Below are 13411 nucleotides of genomic sequence, written 5' to 3'. Positions count from 1 at the left end.
ATAAGTTGGACGCGCCTTACTGCGAGTGCAGCATAAAGGCCAGAGGAATCCCGTGATACAGGCCGGAAACCGGGCGTCTAGTGGCCCGAGGACGACGAGAACAGGTTGATGACAAGCACGCCCGAGATGATCAGCCCCATCCCGGCCACCGCCGCCAGATCCAGCTTCTGGCCGTAAAGCACCAGCCCGATCAGCGCCACGCCGATGATCCCCAGCCCGGACCAGATCGCATAGACGATGCCCACCGGCATGACCTTCAGGGTTCCCGACAACATGTAGAAAGAGACCGCATAGCCGACCACGACGATGATCGAGGGCCCAAGTCTGGAAAACTGGTCCGACGCGGCCAATGCGGTCGTGGCGATGATTTCGCTGACGATCGCGGCGAGCAGGTAATAGATGTGCTGGGGCATGGGTCTAGACGGGCAGGGCCGTGCTGTCCTTGAGATTTTCCAGCACGAAACTGGCAGATATCTCGGCCAAGTCCACCCGCGAAATCAGCGCCTGGTGCAGGGCGTCATAGGCCACCATGTCGCTGACCTGCGCCTTCAAAAGGAAGCCCGTGTCGCCGGACAGGCGATAGACGCACAGGATCTCGGGCATGGGGCCGGTCACCTCGGCCAGGGTCTTGACCCATTCGGGGCTTTGGTGCGGCGCGCGCAGGTGAATGAAGGCCGTCAGCGGGCAACCGACCGCCGTGGGATCGATCAGCGCCACCCGTCCGCGCACCACGCCCGCGGCTTCCATGGCGCGGATCCGCCGCCAGCAGGCATTGCGGGACAATCCGGCACGGCCTCCGATCTCTTCGAGAGGGAGGCTCGAATCGCTCTGCAGGATACGAAGTATCCGGCGGTCTGCGTCATCAATTTCCATGCTCAAGCCCCACTCGTGAGAGAGTTTCCCGATGATTTTCGCCAAGGCGGATGGCGTGGGAAAACTGCCCTTCAAGATGCGTGTTTACAGGATACCAGACCGGAAGGGTGGGCGTATAGACGAAAGAAGTTGCCAATTAACTCGCGCAATGCGGGAAATTTACTCGCTATGGGGGAGATATGGGAAAAACCGGCGGAAAGACGCCGTTTGCCCGGCAAGTCAGGGGGCGATGTAGCGATCCCGACGATGGTTGAAGGCGATCATGCCGTTCAGCACCACGGCGCCCAGAAGCGAATAGGCCACCACCGATGCCGGGAACAGGAAATAGGCGATGGTGAAAATCACCACGTCCACCGCCATCTGAACGTGGCCGGCACGAAATCCGGTCTTGTCCTGGATCAGCAGGGCCACCACCCCCAGCCCGCCAAGGCTGCCCTTGTGGCGGAACACCGCCAGCAACCCCAGCCCGGTGACGACGCCAAACAGAACCACGCCCAGAAGCGGGTTCAGGCTGTCCAGCACGAATGCCGTGGGCATGTAGTCGGTCAGCAGCGACAGGGCAGCAACACAGGCCAGCGACTTCAGCGTGAATTCGCGTCCCATCTGGGTCCAGGCAAGCCAATAGAACGGCAGGTTGATCAGGAAGAACCATGTGCCGAAGGACCATCCGGTCAGATAGGACAGGATGATCGCGACCCCGGCGGTCTGCCCGGTGATCAGCCCCAGGTGGGTCAGCAGGGTCATGCCAAGGCTGCAAAGCAGAACCCCGGCACTGAGACCCTGAAGGTCCTCGAGCGGCGAGTGGCGGACGAGATCGGGATCGGGAAAGGGAACGGGTGCTGGCATGGGTCTGCCATAACGCAGACGAACTAGGGCAGCAAGGCTGACTTAAGTTGCCAGGCCCACCGTGGGGCCTGGCCGACAAAATGCGCTCCTTGTTGGCTTAACCAACCAGCGCCTTGTTCAGATTTTCATCGATCTTCTCAAGGAAGCCCATGGTCGTCAGCCAGCCCTGATCGGGGCCCACCAGCAGCGCCAGATCCTTGGTCATGAAGCCCGACTCCACGGTGTCCACGATCACTTTTTCCAGCGTCTCGGCAAAGGCTTTCAGGGGGGCGTTGTTGTCCAGCTTGGCCCGATGCTTCAGGCCGCCGGTCCAGGCGAAGATCGACGCGATGGAGTTGGTCGAGGTCTGATGCCCCTGCTGATGCTGACGATAGTGCCGGGTGACCGTGCCATGCGCGGCCTCGGCCTCGACGATCTTGCCGTCCGGAGTCATCAGTTGCGAGGTCATCAACCCGAGCGAGCCGAAGCCCTGCGCCACGGTGTCGGACTGCACGTCGCCATCGTAGTTCTTGCAGGCCCAGACATAGCCGCCCGACCATTTCAGCGCCGAGGCCACCATGTCGTCGATCAGCCGGTGTTCGTACCAGATCTTGGCGTCGGCGAACTTGTCCTTGAATTCCGTCTCGTAGACCTCTTCGAAGATGTCCTTGAAGCGGCCGTCATAGGCTTTCAGGATGGTGTTCTTGGTGCTCAGATACAGCGGCCATTTCAACCCCAGCGCATAGTTGAACGACGCCCGCGCAAAGTCGTAGATCGACTTGTCGAGGTTGTACATCGCCATGGTCACGCCCGAGCCGGGTGCATCGAAGACCTCGCGCTCGATGACCTCGCCGTCCGCGCCTTCGAACTTGATGGTGATCTTGCCGGGGCCGGGGAAGCGGAAATCGGTGGCGCGATACTGGTCACCATAGGCGTGACGACCCACCACGACGGGCTGGGTCCAGCCCGGCACCAGGCGCGGCACGTTGCGGCAGATGATCGGCTGGCGGAAGATCACACCGCCGATGATGTTGCGGATGGTGCCGTTGGGCGAGCGATACATGCGCTTGAGCCCGAATTCCTCTACCCGCGCCTCGTCGGGCGTGATGGTGGCGCATTTGACCGCGACGCCGACTTCCTTGGTCTTTTCGGCGGCATCGATGGTGATCTGGTCATCGGTGCGATCACGCTCCTCGATGCCCAGGTCGTAATACAGAAGATCCAAATCCAGATACGGCAGGATCAGCTTGTCCTTGATGAATTGCCAGATGATGCGGGTCATCTCGTCGCCGTCCATCTCGACGATGGGGTTGTCTACCTTGATCTTGGTCACGGGGCACCTCGTTTGCGGTGATGCTGAGTCTCGGTGTCCTTGTCATATCGAATTCGGAGGCGCGGGGAAAGGGTTTGTATGCCGTTGTATACAAAAATGCCGTGCAGGACGCACCCGAAACGAAAACCCCGCGCATGATGCGCGGGGGGACTTGGGTCAGTTGGTCTGGAAAAAGGGCAGGATGCGGTGCCGGACCCGCTCCCAAAGCCCTGGCGCTCCGCGCTTGGCCGGGATGCCCACGCGGGTGTCGATGTTCTCCAGCGTCACGTTGTGCAAGATCCAGCTTCCGCCGCCCGAAGCCATGTTCAGCAGCGGCGGCTGGCAGCGGTCCAGCGCGCGGGCAAAACGGGCGTCGGGGCTTTCGCCGGTCTCGAACTCGTCCCAGAGCCTGCGCAGGTCGGATCCCTGATCGGCGGGCAGCAGTCCGAACAGCCGATCGGCGGCCTTGCGTTCGGCGGCTTCCTTGGCGGCTTCGTCATGCGCTTCGTGGATCGGGAAGTCGCCCGCGTCGATCTCGACGATGTCGTGGATCAGCAACATGCGGATGACCCGGTCGATCGAGACCTCGGGCCCGGCCTGATCGGAAAGGATCAGGGCGAACATGGCCAGATGCCAGCTGTGCTCGCCCGAGTTTTCGCGGCGCGAGCCGTCGGCAATGGGCGAGGCCCGCACGATGGTCTTCAGCTTGTCGATCTCCACCAGGAAATCGAGTTGCCGGTCCAGACGGTCGCCCGTCGTGCTGCCGTCGGCCATCAGCGCGAGGTTTCGGTCAGGCGGCGGCGGACATAGTCGTCCACCGAACCGATCATCGTGTCCATATGCGGATCTTCGAAGAAGTGCCCGGCGCCGTCGATTTCCTCGTGGGTGACGGTGATGCCCTTCTGCTCGTGCAGCTTGCCGACCAGCGACTGGGTATCGGCGGGCGGTGCCACGCGATCGTTCATGCCGTTGATGATCAGGCCCGAGGACGGGCAAGGCGCCAGGAACGAGAAATCGTACATGTTGGCGGGCGGGCTGACCGAGACAAAGCCGGTGATCTCGGGACGCCGCATGAGCAGTTGCATTCCGATCCAGGCACCGAAGGAAAACCCGGCAACCCAGCAATGCTTCGAGTTCTGGTTCATCGACTGCAGGTAGTCGAGCGCCGCGGCAGCATCCGAAAGCTCGCCCACGCCCTGATCGTATTCGCCCTGGCTGCGCCCTACACCGCGGAAATTGAACCGCAGCACGGTGAAGCCCATGTTGAAGAACGCATAGTGCAGGTTATAGACGACCCGGTTGTTCATGGTCCCGCCAAATTGCGGGTGCGGGTGCAGAACGATGGCGATGGGGGCGTCTTTCGCCTTCTGCGGATGATAACGACCTTCAAGACGGCCTTCGGGGCCGGGAAAGATTACCTCGGGCATCGGGCGGTTGACTCTCCTTGCGCTGACGGCTCTGCGAGGTGGCTTGACGCCCGATCCTCGGAAACTTAGAACAATTCTAATGAACTCAGCGGGTTTTGTTTCTCGGGATTTGCAAGTAACCATCCCGGCGAGAATGGTCAATGGCGCAGGGGGTTTGGAGCCATGAAACTCTCCACAAAGGGCAGATATGCCATGGTGGCTCTGACGGATCTGGCGCTTCAACCCGCAGATACGTTGGTCACCCTGGGTGAAATCGCGAAACGGCAGGACATTTCGCTGGCTTATCTGGAGCAATTGTTTGTCAAATTGCGCCGGGCCGGGCTGGTGGATTCCGTGCGTGGTCCGGGCGGTGGCTATCGGCTGTCGCGGTCGCCGACCGATATCCGGGTGTCGGAAATTCTGGGGGCGGTGGATGAAACCGTCAGCGCCCTGCACACCGGGGGGGCGGCTTCGGGCGGGCTGTCGGGGTCGCGGGCGCAGTCGCTGACCAACCGGTTATGGGAAAGCTTCTCGGCGCATGTCTATGTTTTCCTGCACCAAACCCGCCTGTCGGACATCGTCAGCAACGAATTGGCGCCCTGTCCGGCGGTGCCCAGCCTGTTGAAGATCGTCGACGAATGAGCCGCCGATCCCGCGTCTATCTGGACTGGAACGCCACGACGCCGCTGCGCCCCGAGGCGCGCGCGGCGATGATCGCGGCCATGGATCTGGTGGGCAACCCGTCGTCTGTCCATGCCGAGGGCCGTGCCGCAACGGCGGTTCTGGAAAAGGCGCGGGCGCAGGTGGCCGAAGCTTTCGGGGCGCAGGCGGCGGATATCGTGTTCACGTCGGGCGCGACCGAGGCCGCGGCGCTGGCGCTGGCAGGTCGCGATCTGTCGTCGTCGAACATCGAACACGACGCGGTGCGTGCCTGGACGCGGTGCGATCTGGCCTGCGACAACAATGGGCAGGTTGCGGTGGGCGATCCGGCGGCCACAGCCTTGCAGGCCGCCAACAGCGAAACCGGCATCGTGCAGCCGCTGCCCGAGGGGCTGGCGGTCTGCGATTTCACCCAGGCCTTTGGAAAACTGCCGGTGGCTTTCGATTGGTCCGGGGTCGAGATGGGCCTCATCTCTGCGCACAAATTGGGCGGCCCGAAGGGGATCGGTGCATTGGTGCTGAAACGCGGCACCGAGGTCGCCGCCCGGATCAAAGGCGGCGGGCAAGAGATGGGCCGCCGTTCCGGAACCGAAAACCTGATTGGAATCGCGGGCTTCGGGGCCGCAGCTGAAGCAGCGGCGCGCGAACTGGCCGATGGGATCTGGGAAAAAACTGCGGAAATTAGAAAAGTTCTAGATTCATCATTGGAAGCCGGAACGAATGAGACTATTTTTGTCGGGAAATCGGTGGAGCGACTCCCCAACACCTCCTGCGTGATTGCTCCCGGCTGGAAAGGCGAGACTCAGGTCATGCAGATGGATCTGGCCGGGTTCGCGGTTTCGGCGGGGTCGGCGTGCTCGTCCGGCAAGGTGCGCGAAAGCGCCGTGCTGCGGGCGATGGGCTATCCGCCGGAGCAGGCGTCTTGCGCCCTTCGGGTGTCGCTGGGACCGACGACGACATTGGACGAAGTGGAACGCTTCGCAGAAACCTGGACCCGCGCCTATGCCAAGGTCCGAAACCGCGCCGCCTGAGCGCAGCAGATGAACCCGCCGACCGGCGCGGACAAACAAGCGGCACGACAGTGCTGACGGAAGGAACGGAACAACAGGATGGCTGCATTGGACACCCAAACCGAAGTTCGCGAAGGCGTCGATCGGGAAACCGTCGAAACCGTCCAGTCGATGGCGGGCAAGTACAAATACGGGTGGGATACCGAGATCGAGATGGAATACGCTCCCAAGGGCGTGTCCCCCGACATCGTGCGGCTGATCTCGGAAAAGAACGAAGAGCCCGAATGGATGACCGAATGGCGTCTGAAGGCCTTCGAACGCTGGACCCAGCTGGACGAACCCGACTGGGCGATGGTCAGCTATCCCAAGATCGACTTTCAGGACCAGTATTACTACGCCCGTCCGAAAAGCATGAGCGAGAAGCCCAAGTCGCTGGACGATGTCGATCCCAAGCTGCTGGCCACCTATGAAAAGCTGGGCATCCCGCTGAAGGAACAGATGATTCTGGCCGGGGTGGAAGGCGCCGAGGATGCCCCGGCCGAGGGCCGCAAGGTCGCCGTGGACGCGGTGTTCGATTCCGTGTCCGTGGGCACCACCTTCCAGAAGGAGTTGAAGCAGGCCGGCGTGATCTTCTGCTCGATTTCGGAAGCCATCAAGACCCACCCCGATCTGGTCAAGAAGTACCTTGGGTCGGTCGTGCCGGTTTCGGACAATTTCTATGCCACGCTGAACTCGGCCGTGTTTTCGGACGGCTCCTTTGTCTACGTCCCGCCGGGCGTGCGTTGCCCGATGGAACTGTCGACCTATTTCCGCATCAACGCGGAAAACACCGGCCAGTTCGAACGGACGCTGATCATTGCCGACAAGGGCAGCTATGTCTCCTATCTGGAAGGCTGCACCGCGCCGCAGCGCGACGTGGCGCAACTGCACGCGGCGGTGGTCGAGATCATCATCGAGGAAGACGCCGAGGTGAAATACTCGACCGTCCAGAACTGGTTCCCCGGCGACGAAAACGGCAAGGGCGGCATCTACAACTTCGTGACCAAGCGCGCCGATTGTCGGGGCGACCGGTCCAAGGTGATGTGGACGCAGGTTGAAACCGGCTCGGCGGTGACGTGGAAATACCCATCCTGCATCCTGCGCGGTGATGACAGCCAGGGCGAGTTCTATTCCATCGCCATCACCAACAACTATCAGCAGGCCGACACTGGTACCAAGATGGTGCACCTGGGCAAGAACACCAAGTCGCGGATTGTCTCGAAGGGGATCTCGGCGGGCAAGGCCCAGAACACCTATCGCGGGCTTGTGTCGATGCATCCCAAGGCCAAGGACAGCCGCAACTATACCCAGTGCGACAGCCTGTTGATCGGCGGCGAGTGCGGGGCGCATACAGTGCCCTATATCGAGGTGCGCAACAACTCCAGCCGGGTGGAACACGAGGCGACGACCTCCAAGGTGGATGACGACCAGCTGTTCTATTGCCGACAGCGCGGCATGGACGAGGAAGAAGCGGTGGCCCTGGTGGTCAACGGATTCTGCCGCGAAGTGCTGCAGGCGCTGCCGATGGAGTTTGCCATGGAGGCGCAGCAACTGGTGGCGATCTCTCTGGAAGGCTCGGTGGGCTGATGATGCTATACTCCGGCCATGGGCCATCTGCGAACGCGTTGGGCGCCCTGGCGATTCCCGGCGTGGTGCGCGATGGCGTGGCTAGCGGAGGAAAGATCATGCAACCTGTTGTATTGCTTGTGGGCAAACTGCCCGGCATCGTCGGACATCTGGCCGATCAACTGGAGGACCTGCCGGTGCGCTGGCTGGGCGCCCATGACCACGGCGAGGTCATGCGCCAGCTTGATACCGAACCCTCGATTTCCTGCGTCATCATGGGCGCGGGGCTGGACGACAATATCCGGGGCGATCTGGTCGGGTTGATTGCCGAACAGCGCCCGGATGTGTCGATCCACCTGAAAGATCGGGCCTCGGGTCCGGAAGGCATGGCCGATTTCGTCCGCAAGGTCGCCGGCGCCATGGTTCTGAACAGGGGTTAGACGGTGGCAGGTCACGCGAACACCCATCCCGTGGTCAGGTTGGCCGATCTGGAGTTGATCCAGCGCGGCCCCGACCGGCCCTCGACCCGCTTCGGCGCGGCGCTGAACTCTTTCGGCACGCGGCTGGGGATGGGCAATCTGGGCCTGATGTATGTGACGGTCGAACCGGGCAAGCGGGCGTTTCCCTTCCACAACCATCTGGGCAATGACGAGGCCTTCGTCATCCTGGAGGGAAGCGGGATCTATCGCTTCGGCGCGGGCGAGCATCCGGTGCAGGCCGGCGATGTGTGCCTTGCCCCAAGGGGCGGTCCGGACACGGCGCATCAGTTGATCAACACCGGCACCGACACGCTGCGCTATGTGGGGATCAGCACGACGCATGATCCGGACATCGCGGAGTATCCCGACAGCGGCAAGTTCGCCGCCATCGGCATCGCGCCCGGCACCAGCTTCATGCAGGCCCATCTGCTGCATGTGGGTAAGCGCGAGGACGGGCGCGGGTATTGGGACGAAGAGGATCTGGGATGATCGTGACCACCACCAATACAATCGAAGGCCACAAGATCGCCCGCTACCACGGCATCGTGGTGGGCGAGGCCATTCTGGGCGCCAACGTGTTCCGCGATGTGTTCGCGGGCATCACCGATATCATCGGCGGCCGGTCGGGCGCCTATGAGAAGTCTCTGGGCGAGGCGCGCGCTACGGCGCTGGCCGAAATGGAACATCGCGCCAAACAGGCCGGCGGCAATGCCGTGGTCGGCGTCGATCTGGACTATGAAGTTGTCAACAATATGCTGATGGTGTCCGCCTCGGGCACCGCCGTCAGCATCAGTTAAACCGGACAGGCCCCGGCCTGTTCATGGAAATACGTCAGAAGCGGAACCGATTCATGTTGGAAATCAAGAACCTCCACGTCAAACTTGAAGAAGAGGACAAGCGAATCCTCAAGGGTGTGGACCTGAGCATCGAGCCCGGATCGGTCCATGCCATCATGGGCCCCAACGGCTCGGGCAAATCGACCCTGTCCTACGTGCTGTCCGGACGCGACGGCTATGAGGTGACCGAGGGCGCGGCCACTCTGGATGGCCATGACCTGCTGGAGCTTGAACCGGAAGAGCGGGCCGCCCTTGGCCTGTTCCTGGCCTTTCAGTACCCGGTGGAAATTCCCGGCGTCGGCAACATGACCTTCCTGCGCACCGCGGTGAATTCGCAGCGCAAGGCGCGCGGCGAAGAGGAACTCAGCGCCGCCGACTTCCTCAAGCTGATCCGCGCCAAGGCCAAGGCCCTGAAGATCGACGCCGACATGCTGAAACGCCCGGTCAACGTCGGCTTTTCGGGCGGCGAGAAGAAGCGCAACGAGATCCTGCAGATGGCGATGCTGGAACCGAAGATGTGCGTGCTGGACGAAACCGACTCGGGCCTGGACGTCGATGCCATGAAACTGGTGGCCGAAGGCGTGAATGCCCTGCGCAGCCAGGGCCGGTCGTTCCTCGTCATCACCCATTACCAGCGTCTGCTGGATCACATCAAACCGGATGTGGTGCACATCATGGCCGATGGCCGCATCGTGAAATCCGGTGGCCCGGAACTGGCGCTTGAGGTTGAGCACAACGGCTATGCCGACATCCTTGCGGAGGCGGTGTGATGGCGCTGACGCAACCGAAACTGGATGCCACCGAGGCGCGTCTGGCGGGGTTGACCCTGCCAGAGTCGCGCGCGCTGGCCAGCAACCGGGCCGAGGCCCTGACCCGGCTGCGCGCCATGGGTCTGCCCGGCCGGCGTGACGAGTACTGGAAATACACCCGCCCCGACACGCTGGTCGCGCCCGAGGCGGCGCCGGCAGCCGTCTTTGACACTTACGAGACACCGGTCTTTGGCGAGGTCGATCGCGTGAAGATCGTCTTCGTGGACGGCGTCTATGATGCCGAAGCCTCGGATAATCTTGATCTGGCAGGGGTGTCCATCGAACGGCTGGCCGATGCGGAAGGCCACGACATCCATTGGTCCAAGGATCTTTACGGTGTGCTGGAAGCCCGCGGGCAGGATCCGGTCGATCGCCCGCTGGCGGCTCTGAACACGGCTTTTGCCACTGATGGCGTGCTGATCCATGTCACCGGCAAGGCTGCCAAACCGGTGTCGCTGATCTATCTGCACGCGGACGCGAACTCCGATGCGATCCTGCATCACGTGGTGCGTCTGGATGCCGGTGCCGATCTGACCCTTCTGGAAAACGGCCCCGCCGCTGCCCGCTTCAACAAGGTGCTGGAGGTGGATGTGGCCGATGGTGCCGCCTTCCATCATGTACGCGCGCAGGGGCGCGATCACGAGCGCCGCGCCGCGACCCACATCTTTGCCCGTCTGGGCGCGGAATCGGTGTTCAAGTCCTTCACCCTGACCGCCAATGGCGTGCTGACCCGCAACGAGTGCGTGCTGGAACTGACCGGCGACAATGCGGTGGCCCATGTGGCCGGTGCCTGTGTCGGGGATGGCGATTTTCACCATGACGACACGGTGTTCATTACCCATGACGCCCTGAACTGCGAAAGCCGCCAGGTGTTCAAGAAGGTGCTGCGCAACGGCGCCACCGGCGTTTTTCAGGGCAAGATCCTTGTGAAGGCGGGTGCGCAGAAAACCGACGGCTACCAGATCAGCCAGTCGCTGCTTCTGGACGGCGACAGCCAGTTTCTGGCAAAGCCCGAACTGGAGATATATGCCGATGACGTGGTCTGTTCACACGGGTCGACCTCGGGCGCGATCGACGAGGAAGGGCTGTTCTACCTGCGCTCCCGCGGGATCGAGGAAGGTCCGGCCACCGATCTGCTGACGCTGGCCTTCCTGGCCGAAGCCATCGAGGAGATCGAGGACGAGACCCTGGCGGCGGAAATCCTGGCGCGTCTGGAAGCCTGGCTTGCGCGGCGGCGCGCCGGTTGATGGCGGTCACCACCGACATCCTGGCCACCTATCGCCACCCGCGACAGGTGCTGCGGCGGCTGCTGGCCGGTCCGGCGCATGAAGGTCGGGCGCTGGCCTACCTGATGCTGGGATGTGTGTTGGTGTTCGTCGCGCAATGGCCGCGTCTGTCGCGGCAGGCGGCACTGGATCCGAACCACGACATGGCCGAACTGGCCTCGGGCGAGGTTCTGGTCTGGATCTTCATGGCGCCGCTGGCGTTCTATGCGCTGGCGGCGCTGGCGCATCTGGTGGCGCGGTTGCTGGGCGGACAGGGCACCTGGTACCGTGCCCGCATGGCAACCTTCTGGACGCTTGTGGCGCTCAGCCCGTTTTGGCTGCTGCGGGGCATGGTGTCCGGATTTCTTGGACCGGGGGTCGCGCTGGATGCGGTCACGCTGGTCTCTCTTCTGGTGTTCGCGCTGCTATGGGTCGCAACCCTGCGCGAGGCCGAACGCGCGGAACCGGTTGCGTCCGACGTGGCAGGCTCCTAGGTCAGGATCTATGGTGAACAGTACGTTTGATTTGACGCTTGGGGGGCTCATCCGGGCCGCCGTGGCAAGCATCCGCGACCCGCGCGCTGGCGCGCGTGCGGTGATCGGGGCGCATTTCCCCAACCAGATCCTGTGGATGGCCCTGGTGGCGGTGGTCACGGCCTCGGTGGTGATCGGGCAGGGCAGTCTGCTGCTGGTAGCCGGCGAGTCGGCGCTCAACAATCCGTTCCTGATGTATCCGCTGGCCATGTGTGGCATCCAGTTGGTGCTGCTGGTGGTGATGGTCCATGCCACCTATCGCATCGGGCGGATGATGGGCGGCACCGGCAGTTACAACGGCGCCCTGTCCATCGTGGTCTGGCTGCAGTTCGTGCTGGCCTGCCTGCAGGTGCTGCAGACCCTTGCCCTGTTGCTGGCCCCGCCGCTGGCCGACGTGCTGGGCATCGTCGGCCTGGTCCTGTTCCTGTGGCTGTTCACCAACTTCGTGGCCACGCTGCACGGGTTCAAGTCGCTGCCGCTGGTCTTCGTGATGATCCTGGTGTCGGCCTTTGCCCTGACCTTCGTGCTGTCCATCGTCCTTAGCCTGCTTGGTATTGTCGGGCCCGGAGCTCTGAATGTTTGACATAGAAACGATCCGCGCCGATTTCCCGATCCTGTCGCGCGAGGTGAATGGCAAGCCGCTGGTCTACCTGGACAATGGCGCCTCGGCGCAGAAGCCGCAGGTGGTCATCGACGCGGTGACGCGCGCCTATGCCGAGGAGTATTCCAACGTTCATCGCGGGCTGCATTTCCTGTCGAACCTCGCCACCGAGAACTACGAGGCCGTGCGCGGCACCATTGCGCGGTTCCTGGGCGCGGCTTCCGAGGACAGCATCATCATGAACTCGGGCACCACCGAGGGCATCAACATGGTGTCTTACGGTTGGGCAGCGCCACGGATGCAGGCCGGCGACGAGATCGTGCTGTCGGTCATGGAGCATCACGCCAACATCATACCCTGGCACTTCCTGCGCGAACGGCAGGGGGTGGTGCTGAAATGGGTTGATGTGGACGCGCGCGGCGATCTGGACCCGCAAAAGGTCATCGACGCCATCGGCCCGAAGACCAAACTGGTGGCCATCACCCAGCTTTCCAACGTGCTGGGCACCGTGGTTGACGTGAAGACGATCATCGCGGCGGCCCATGCCAAGGGTGTGCCGGTGCTGGTGGACGGCTCTCAGGGGGCGGTGCACATGCCGGTGGATGTGGCCGATCTGGACTGTGATTTCTACGCGATCACCGGGCACAAGCTGTATGGGCCCTCGGGGTCCGGCGCGATCTATGTCAAGCCCGAGCGCATGGCCGAGATGCAGCCCTTCTTGGGCGGCGGCGACATGATCCGCGACGTGTCGCGGGACTGCGTGACCTACAACAGCCCGCCGATGAAGTTCGAAGCCGGCACGCCGGGCATCGTGCAGATGATCGGGCTGGGGGCGGCGCTGGAGTACCTGATGGGGTTGGGCATGGACAATGTCGCGGCCCATGAACAGGCTTTGCGCGACTATGCCCGCACCCGTCTGGATGGGCTGAATTGGTTGAACGTTCAGGGGCAATCCGCTGACAAGGCTGCGATTTTCTCTTTCACTCTGGAGGGGGCTGCCCATGCGCATGACATTTCGACAGTGCTGGACAAAAAGGGCGTCGCGGTGCGCGCCGGGCACCATTGCGCTCAGCCGCTGATGGAATACCTGGGCGTCCCGGCCACCTGCCGTGCCTCCTTCGGCCTTTACAATACCAAGGCCGAGGTCGACGTTCTGGTCGATGCCCTTGAGCTTTGCCACGAATTTTTCGCCTGACG

17 protein-coding genes are annotated in these 13411 nt (G+C 62.7%); 11 read left to right on the top strand and 6 right to left on the bottom strand.

Going from position 1 to position 13411, the window contains the following annotated elements:
• Positions 1-77 precede the first annotated feature (77 nt).
• From H8B03_RS13385 to H8B03_RS13360, 6 genes are all read right to left on the bottom strand, one after another.
• On the bottom strand, positions 78-413 hold the full coding sequence (locus H8B03_RS13385) for a multidrug efflux SMR transporter (protein ID WP_193142382.1): 336 nt from the start codon (positions 411-413) through the stop codon (positions 78-80).
• 4 nt (positions 414-417) lie between these two features.
• Complete coding sequence (locus H8B03_RS13380) at positions 418-873, bottom strand: Lrp/AsnC family transcriptional regulator (protein ID WP_193142381.1); 456 nt, start codon at positions 871-873, stop codon at positions 418-420.
• Positions 874-1092: 219 nt separating this feature from the next.
• On the bottom strand, positions 1093-1719 hold the full coding sequence (locus H8B03_RS13375; protein WP_193142380.1) for a YitT family protein: 627 nt from the start codon (positions 1717-1719) through the stop codon (positions 1093-1095).
• Between the two features lie 97 nt (positions 1720-1816).
• Positions 1817-3031 (bottom strand): NADP-dependent isocitrate dehydrogenase, encoded by a 1215-nt coding sequence (locus tag H8B03_RS13370; protein WP_193142379.1) that lies wholly within the window; start codon positions 3029-3031, stop codon positions 1817-1819.
• A gap of 156 nt (positions 3032-3187) precedes the next feature.
• Positions 3188-3784 carry an HD family hydrolase gene (locus tag H8B03_RS13365; protein ID WP_193142378.1) on the bottom strand — a complete coding sequence of 199 codons (597 nt, stop codon included), beginning with the start codon at positions 3782-3784 and terminating at the stop codon, positions 3188-3190.
• A complete protein-coding gene (locus H8B03_RS13360) occupies positions 3784-4437 on the bottom strand; it encodes an alpha/beta hydrolase (RefSeq protein WP_193142377.1) in 654 nt (217 codons plus the stop codon). Before H8B03_RS13360 ends, H8B03_RS13365 begins: the two co-directional genes overlap by 1 nt.
• A 162-nt stretch (positions 4438-4599) precedes the next feature.
• Between H8B03_RS13360 and H8B03_RS13355 the strand changes: the two genes are divergently transcribed.
• The 11 genes from H8B03_RS13355 (at position 4600) to H8B03_RS13305 (ending at position 13409) form a co-directional block, all read left to right on the top strand.
• Positions 4600-5058: an Rrf2 family transcriptional regulator gene (locus H8B03_RS13355; RefSeq protein ID WP_193142376.1), complete on the top strand. Its 459-nt coding sequence runs from the start codon at positions 4600-4602 to the stop codon at positions 5056-5058.
• Positions 5055-6107 (top strand): cysteine desulfurase family protein, encoded by a 1053-nt coding sequence (locus H8B03_RS13350; protein WP_193142375.1) that lies wholly within the window; start codon positions 5055-5057, stop codon positions 6105-6107. Before H8B03_RS13355 ends, H8B03_RS13350 begins: the two co-directional genes overlap by 4 nt.
• A 78-nt stretch (positions 6108-6185) precedes the next feature.
• On the top strand, positions 6186-7712 hold the full coding sequence (gene sufB, locus H8B03_RS13345) for a Fe-S cluster assembly protein SufB (protein WP_193142374.1): 1527 nt from the start codon (positions 6186-6188) through the stop codon (positions 7710-7712).
• A 98-nt stretch (positions 7713-7810) separates the two neighbouring features.
• Positions 7811-8131, top strand: a complete 321-nt coding sequence (locus H8B03_RS13340) for a hypothetical protein (protein WP_193142373.1) — start codon at positions 7811-7813, stop codon at positions 8129-8131.
• A gap of 3 nt (positions 8132-8134) precedes the next feature.
• Positions 8135-8659, top strand: coding sequence for a cupin domain-containing protein (locus H8B03_RS13335; protein ID WP_319022482.1), 525 nt, complete (start codon positions 8135-8137; stop codon positions 8657-8659).
• Positions 8656-8967, top strand: a complete 312-nt coding sequence (locus tag H8B03_RS13330) for a heavy metal-binding domain-containing protein (RefSeq protein ID WP_193142372.1) — start codon at positions 8656-8658, stop codon at positions 8965-8967. Before H8B03_RS13335 ends, H8B03_RS13330 begins: the two co-directional genes overlap by 4 nt.
• Positions 8968-9020: 53 nt before the next feature.
• Positions 9021-9776 carry a Fe-S cluster assembly ATPase SufC gene (gene sufC / locus H8B03_RS13325; RefSeq protein WP_193142371.1) on the top strand — a complete coding sequence of 252 codons (756 nt, stop codon included), beginning with the start codon at positions 9021-9023 and terminating at the stop codon, positions 9774-9776.
• Positions 9776-11062 (top strand): SufD family Fe-S cluster assembly protein, encoded by a 1287-nt coding sequence (locus H8B03_RS13320; RefSeq protein WP_193142370.1) that lies wholly within the window; start codon positions 9776-9778, stop codon positions 11060-11062. The genes sufC and H8B03_RS13320 overlap by 1 nt, the downstream gene beginning before the upstream one ends.
• A complete protein-coding gene (locus H8B03_RS13315) occupies positions 11062-11574 on the top strand; it encodes a YIP1 family protein (RefSeq protein ID WP_193142369.1) in 513 nt (170 codons plus the stop codon). Before H8B03_RS13320 ends, H8B03_RS13315 begins: the two co-directional genes overlap by 1 nt.
• Positions 11575-11587: 13 nt before the next feature.
• Positions 11588-12196 (top strand): YIP1 family protein, encoded by a 609-nt coding sequence (locus tag H8B03_RS13310; protein ID WP_193142368.1) that lies wholly within the window; start codon positions 11588-11590, stop codon positions 12194-12196.
• Entirely contained in the window at positions 12189-13409 is a 1221-nt protein-coding gene (locus tag H8B03_RS13305; protein WP_193142367.1) for a cysteine desulfurase, read from the top strand. Before H8B03_RS13310 ends, H8B03_RS13305 begins: the two co-directional genes overlap by 8 nt.
• Positions 13410-13411: the final 2 nt, after the last annotated feature.

It is taken from the genome of Meridianimarinicoccus sp. MJW13 (assembly GCF_014901205.1).
In the GTDB taxonomy this organism is placed as follows: Bacteria; Pseudomonadota; Alphaproteobacteria; order Rhodobacterales; family Rhodobacteraceae; genus Meridianimarinicoccus.
This window is presented reverse-complemented; position numbering and strand designations above follow the sequence as displayed.

Coding starts and splice junctions, on each gene's coding strand:
- H8B03_RS13360 (WP_193142377.1), bottom strand. CDS start 4,437: ATGCCCGAGGTAATCTTTCCCGGCCCCGAAGGCCGTCTTGAAGGTCGT.
- H8B03_RS13380 (WP_193142381.1), bottom strand. CDS start 873: ATGGAAATTGATGACGCAGACCGCCGGATACTTCGTATCCTGCAGAGC.
- H8B03_RS13355 (WP_193142376.1), top strand. CDS start 4,600: ATGAAACTCTCCACAAAGGGCAGATATGCCATGGTGGCTCTGACGGAT.
- H8B03_RS13365 (WP_193142378.1), bottom strand. CDS start 3,784: ATGGCCGACGGCAGCACGACGGGCGACCGTCTGGACCGGCAACTCGAT.
- H8B03_RS13385 (WP_193142382.1), bottom strand. CDS start 413: ATGCCCCAGCACATCTATTACCTGCTCGCCGCGATCGTCAGCGAAATC.
- H8B03_RS13315 (WP_193142369.1), top strand. CDS start 11,062: ATGGCGGTCACCACCGACATCCTGGCCACCTATCGCCACCCGCGACAG.
- H8B03_RS13350 (WP_193142375.1), top strand. CDS start 5,055: ATGAGCCGCCGATCCCGCGTCTATCTGGACTGGAACGCCACGACGCCG.
- H8B03_RS13375 (WP_193142380.1), bottom strand. CDS start 1,719: ATGCCAGCACCCGTTCCCTTTCCCGATCCCGATCTCGTCCGCCACTCG.
- H8B03_RS13320 (WP_193142370.1), top strand. CDS start 9,776: ATGGCGCTGACGCAACCGAAACTGGATGCCACCGAGGCGCGTCTGGCG.
- sufB (WP_193142374.1), top strand. CDS start 6,186: ATGGCTGCATTGGACACCCAAACCGAAGTTCGCGAAGGCGTCGATCGG.
- H8B03_RS13330 (WP_193142372.1), top strand. CDS start 8,656: ATGATCGTGACCACCACCAATACAATCGAAGGCCACAAGATCGCCCGC.
- sufC (WP_193142371.1), top strand. CDS start 9,021: ATGTTGGAAATCAAGAACCTCCACGTCAAACTTGAAGAAGAGGACAAG.
- H8B03_RS13305 (WP_193142367.1), top strand. CDS start 12,189: ATGTTTGACATAGAAACGATCCGCGCCGATTTCCCGATCCTGTCGCGC.
- H8B03_RS13340 (WP_193142373.1), top strand. CDS start 7,811: ATGCAACCTGTTGTATTGCTTGTGGGCAAACTGCCCGGCATCGTCGGA.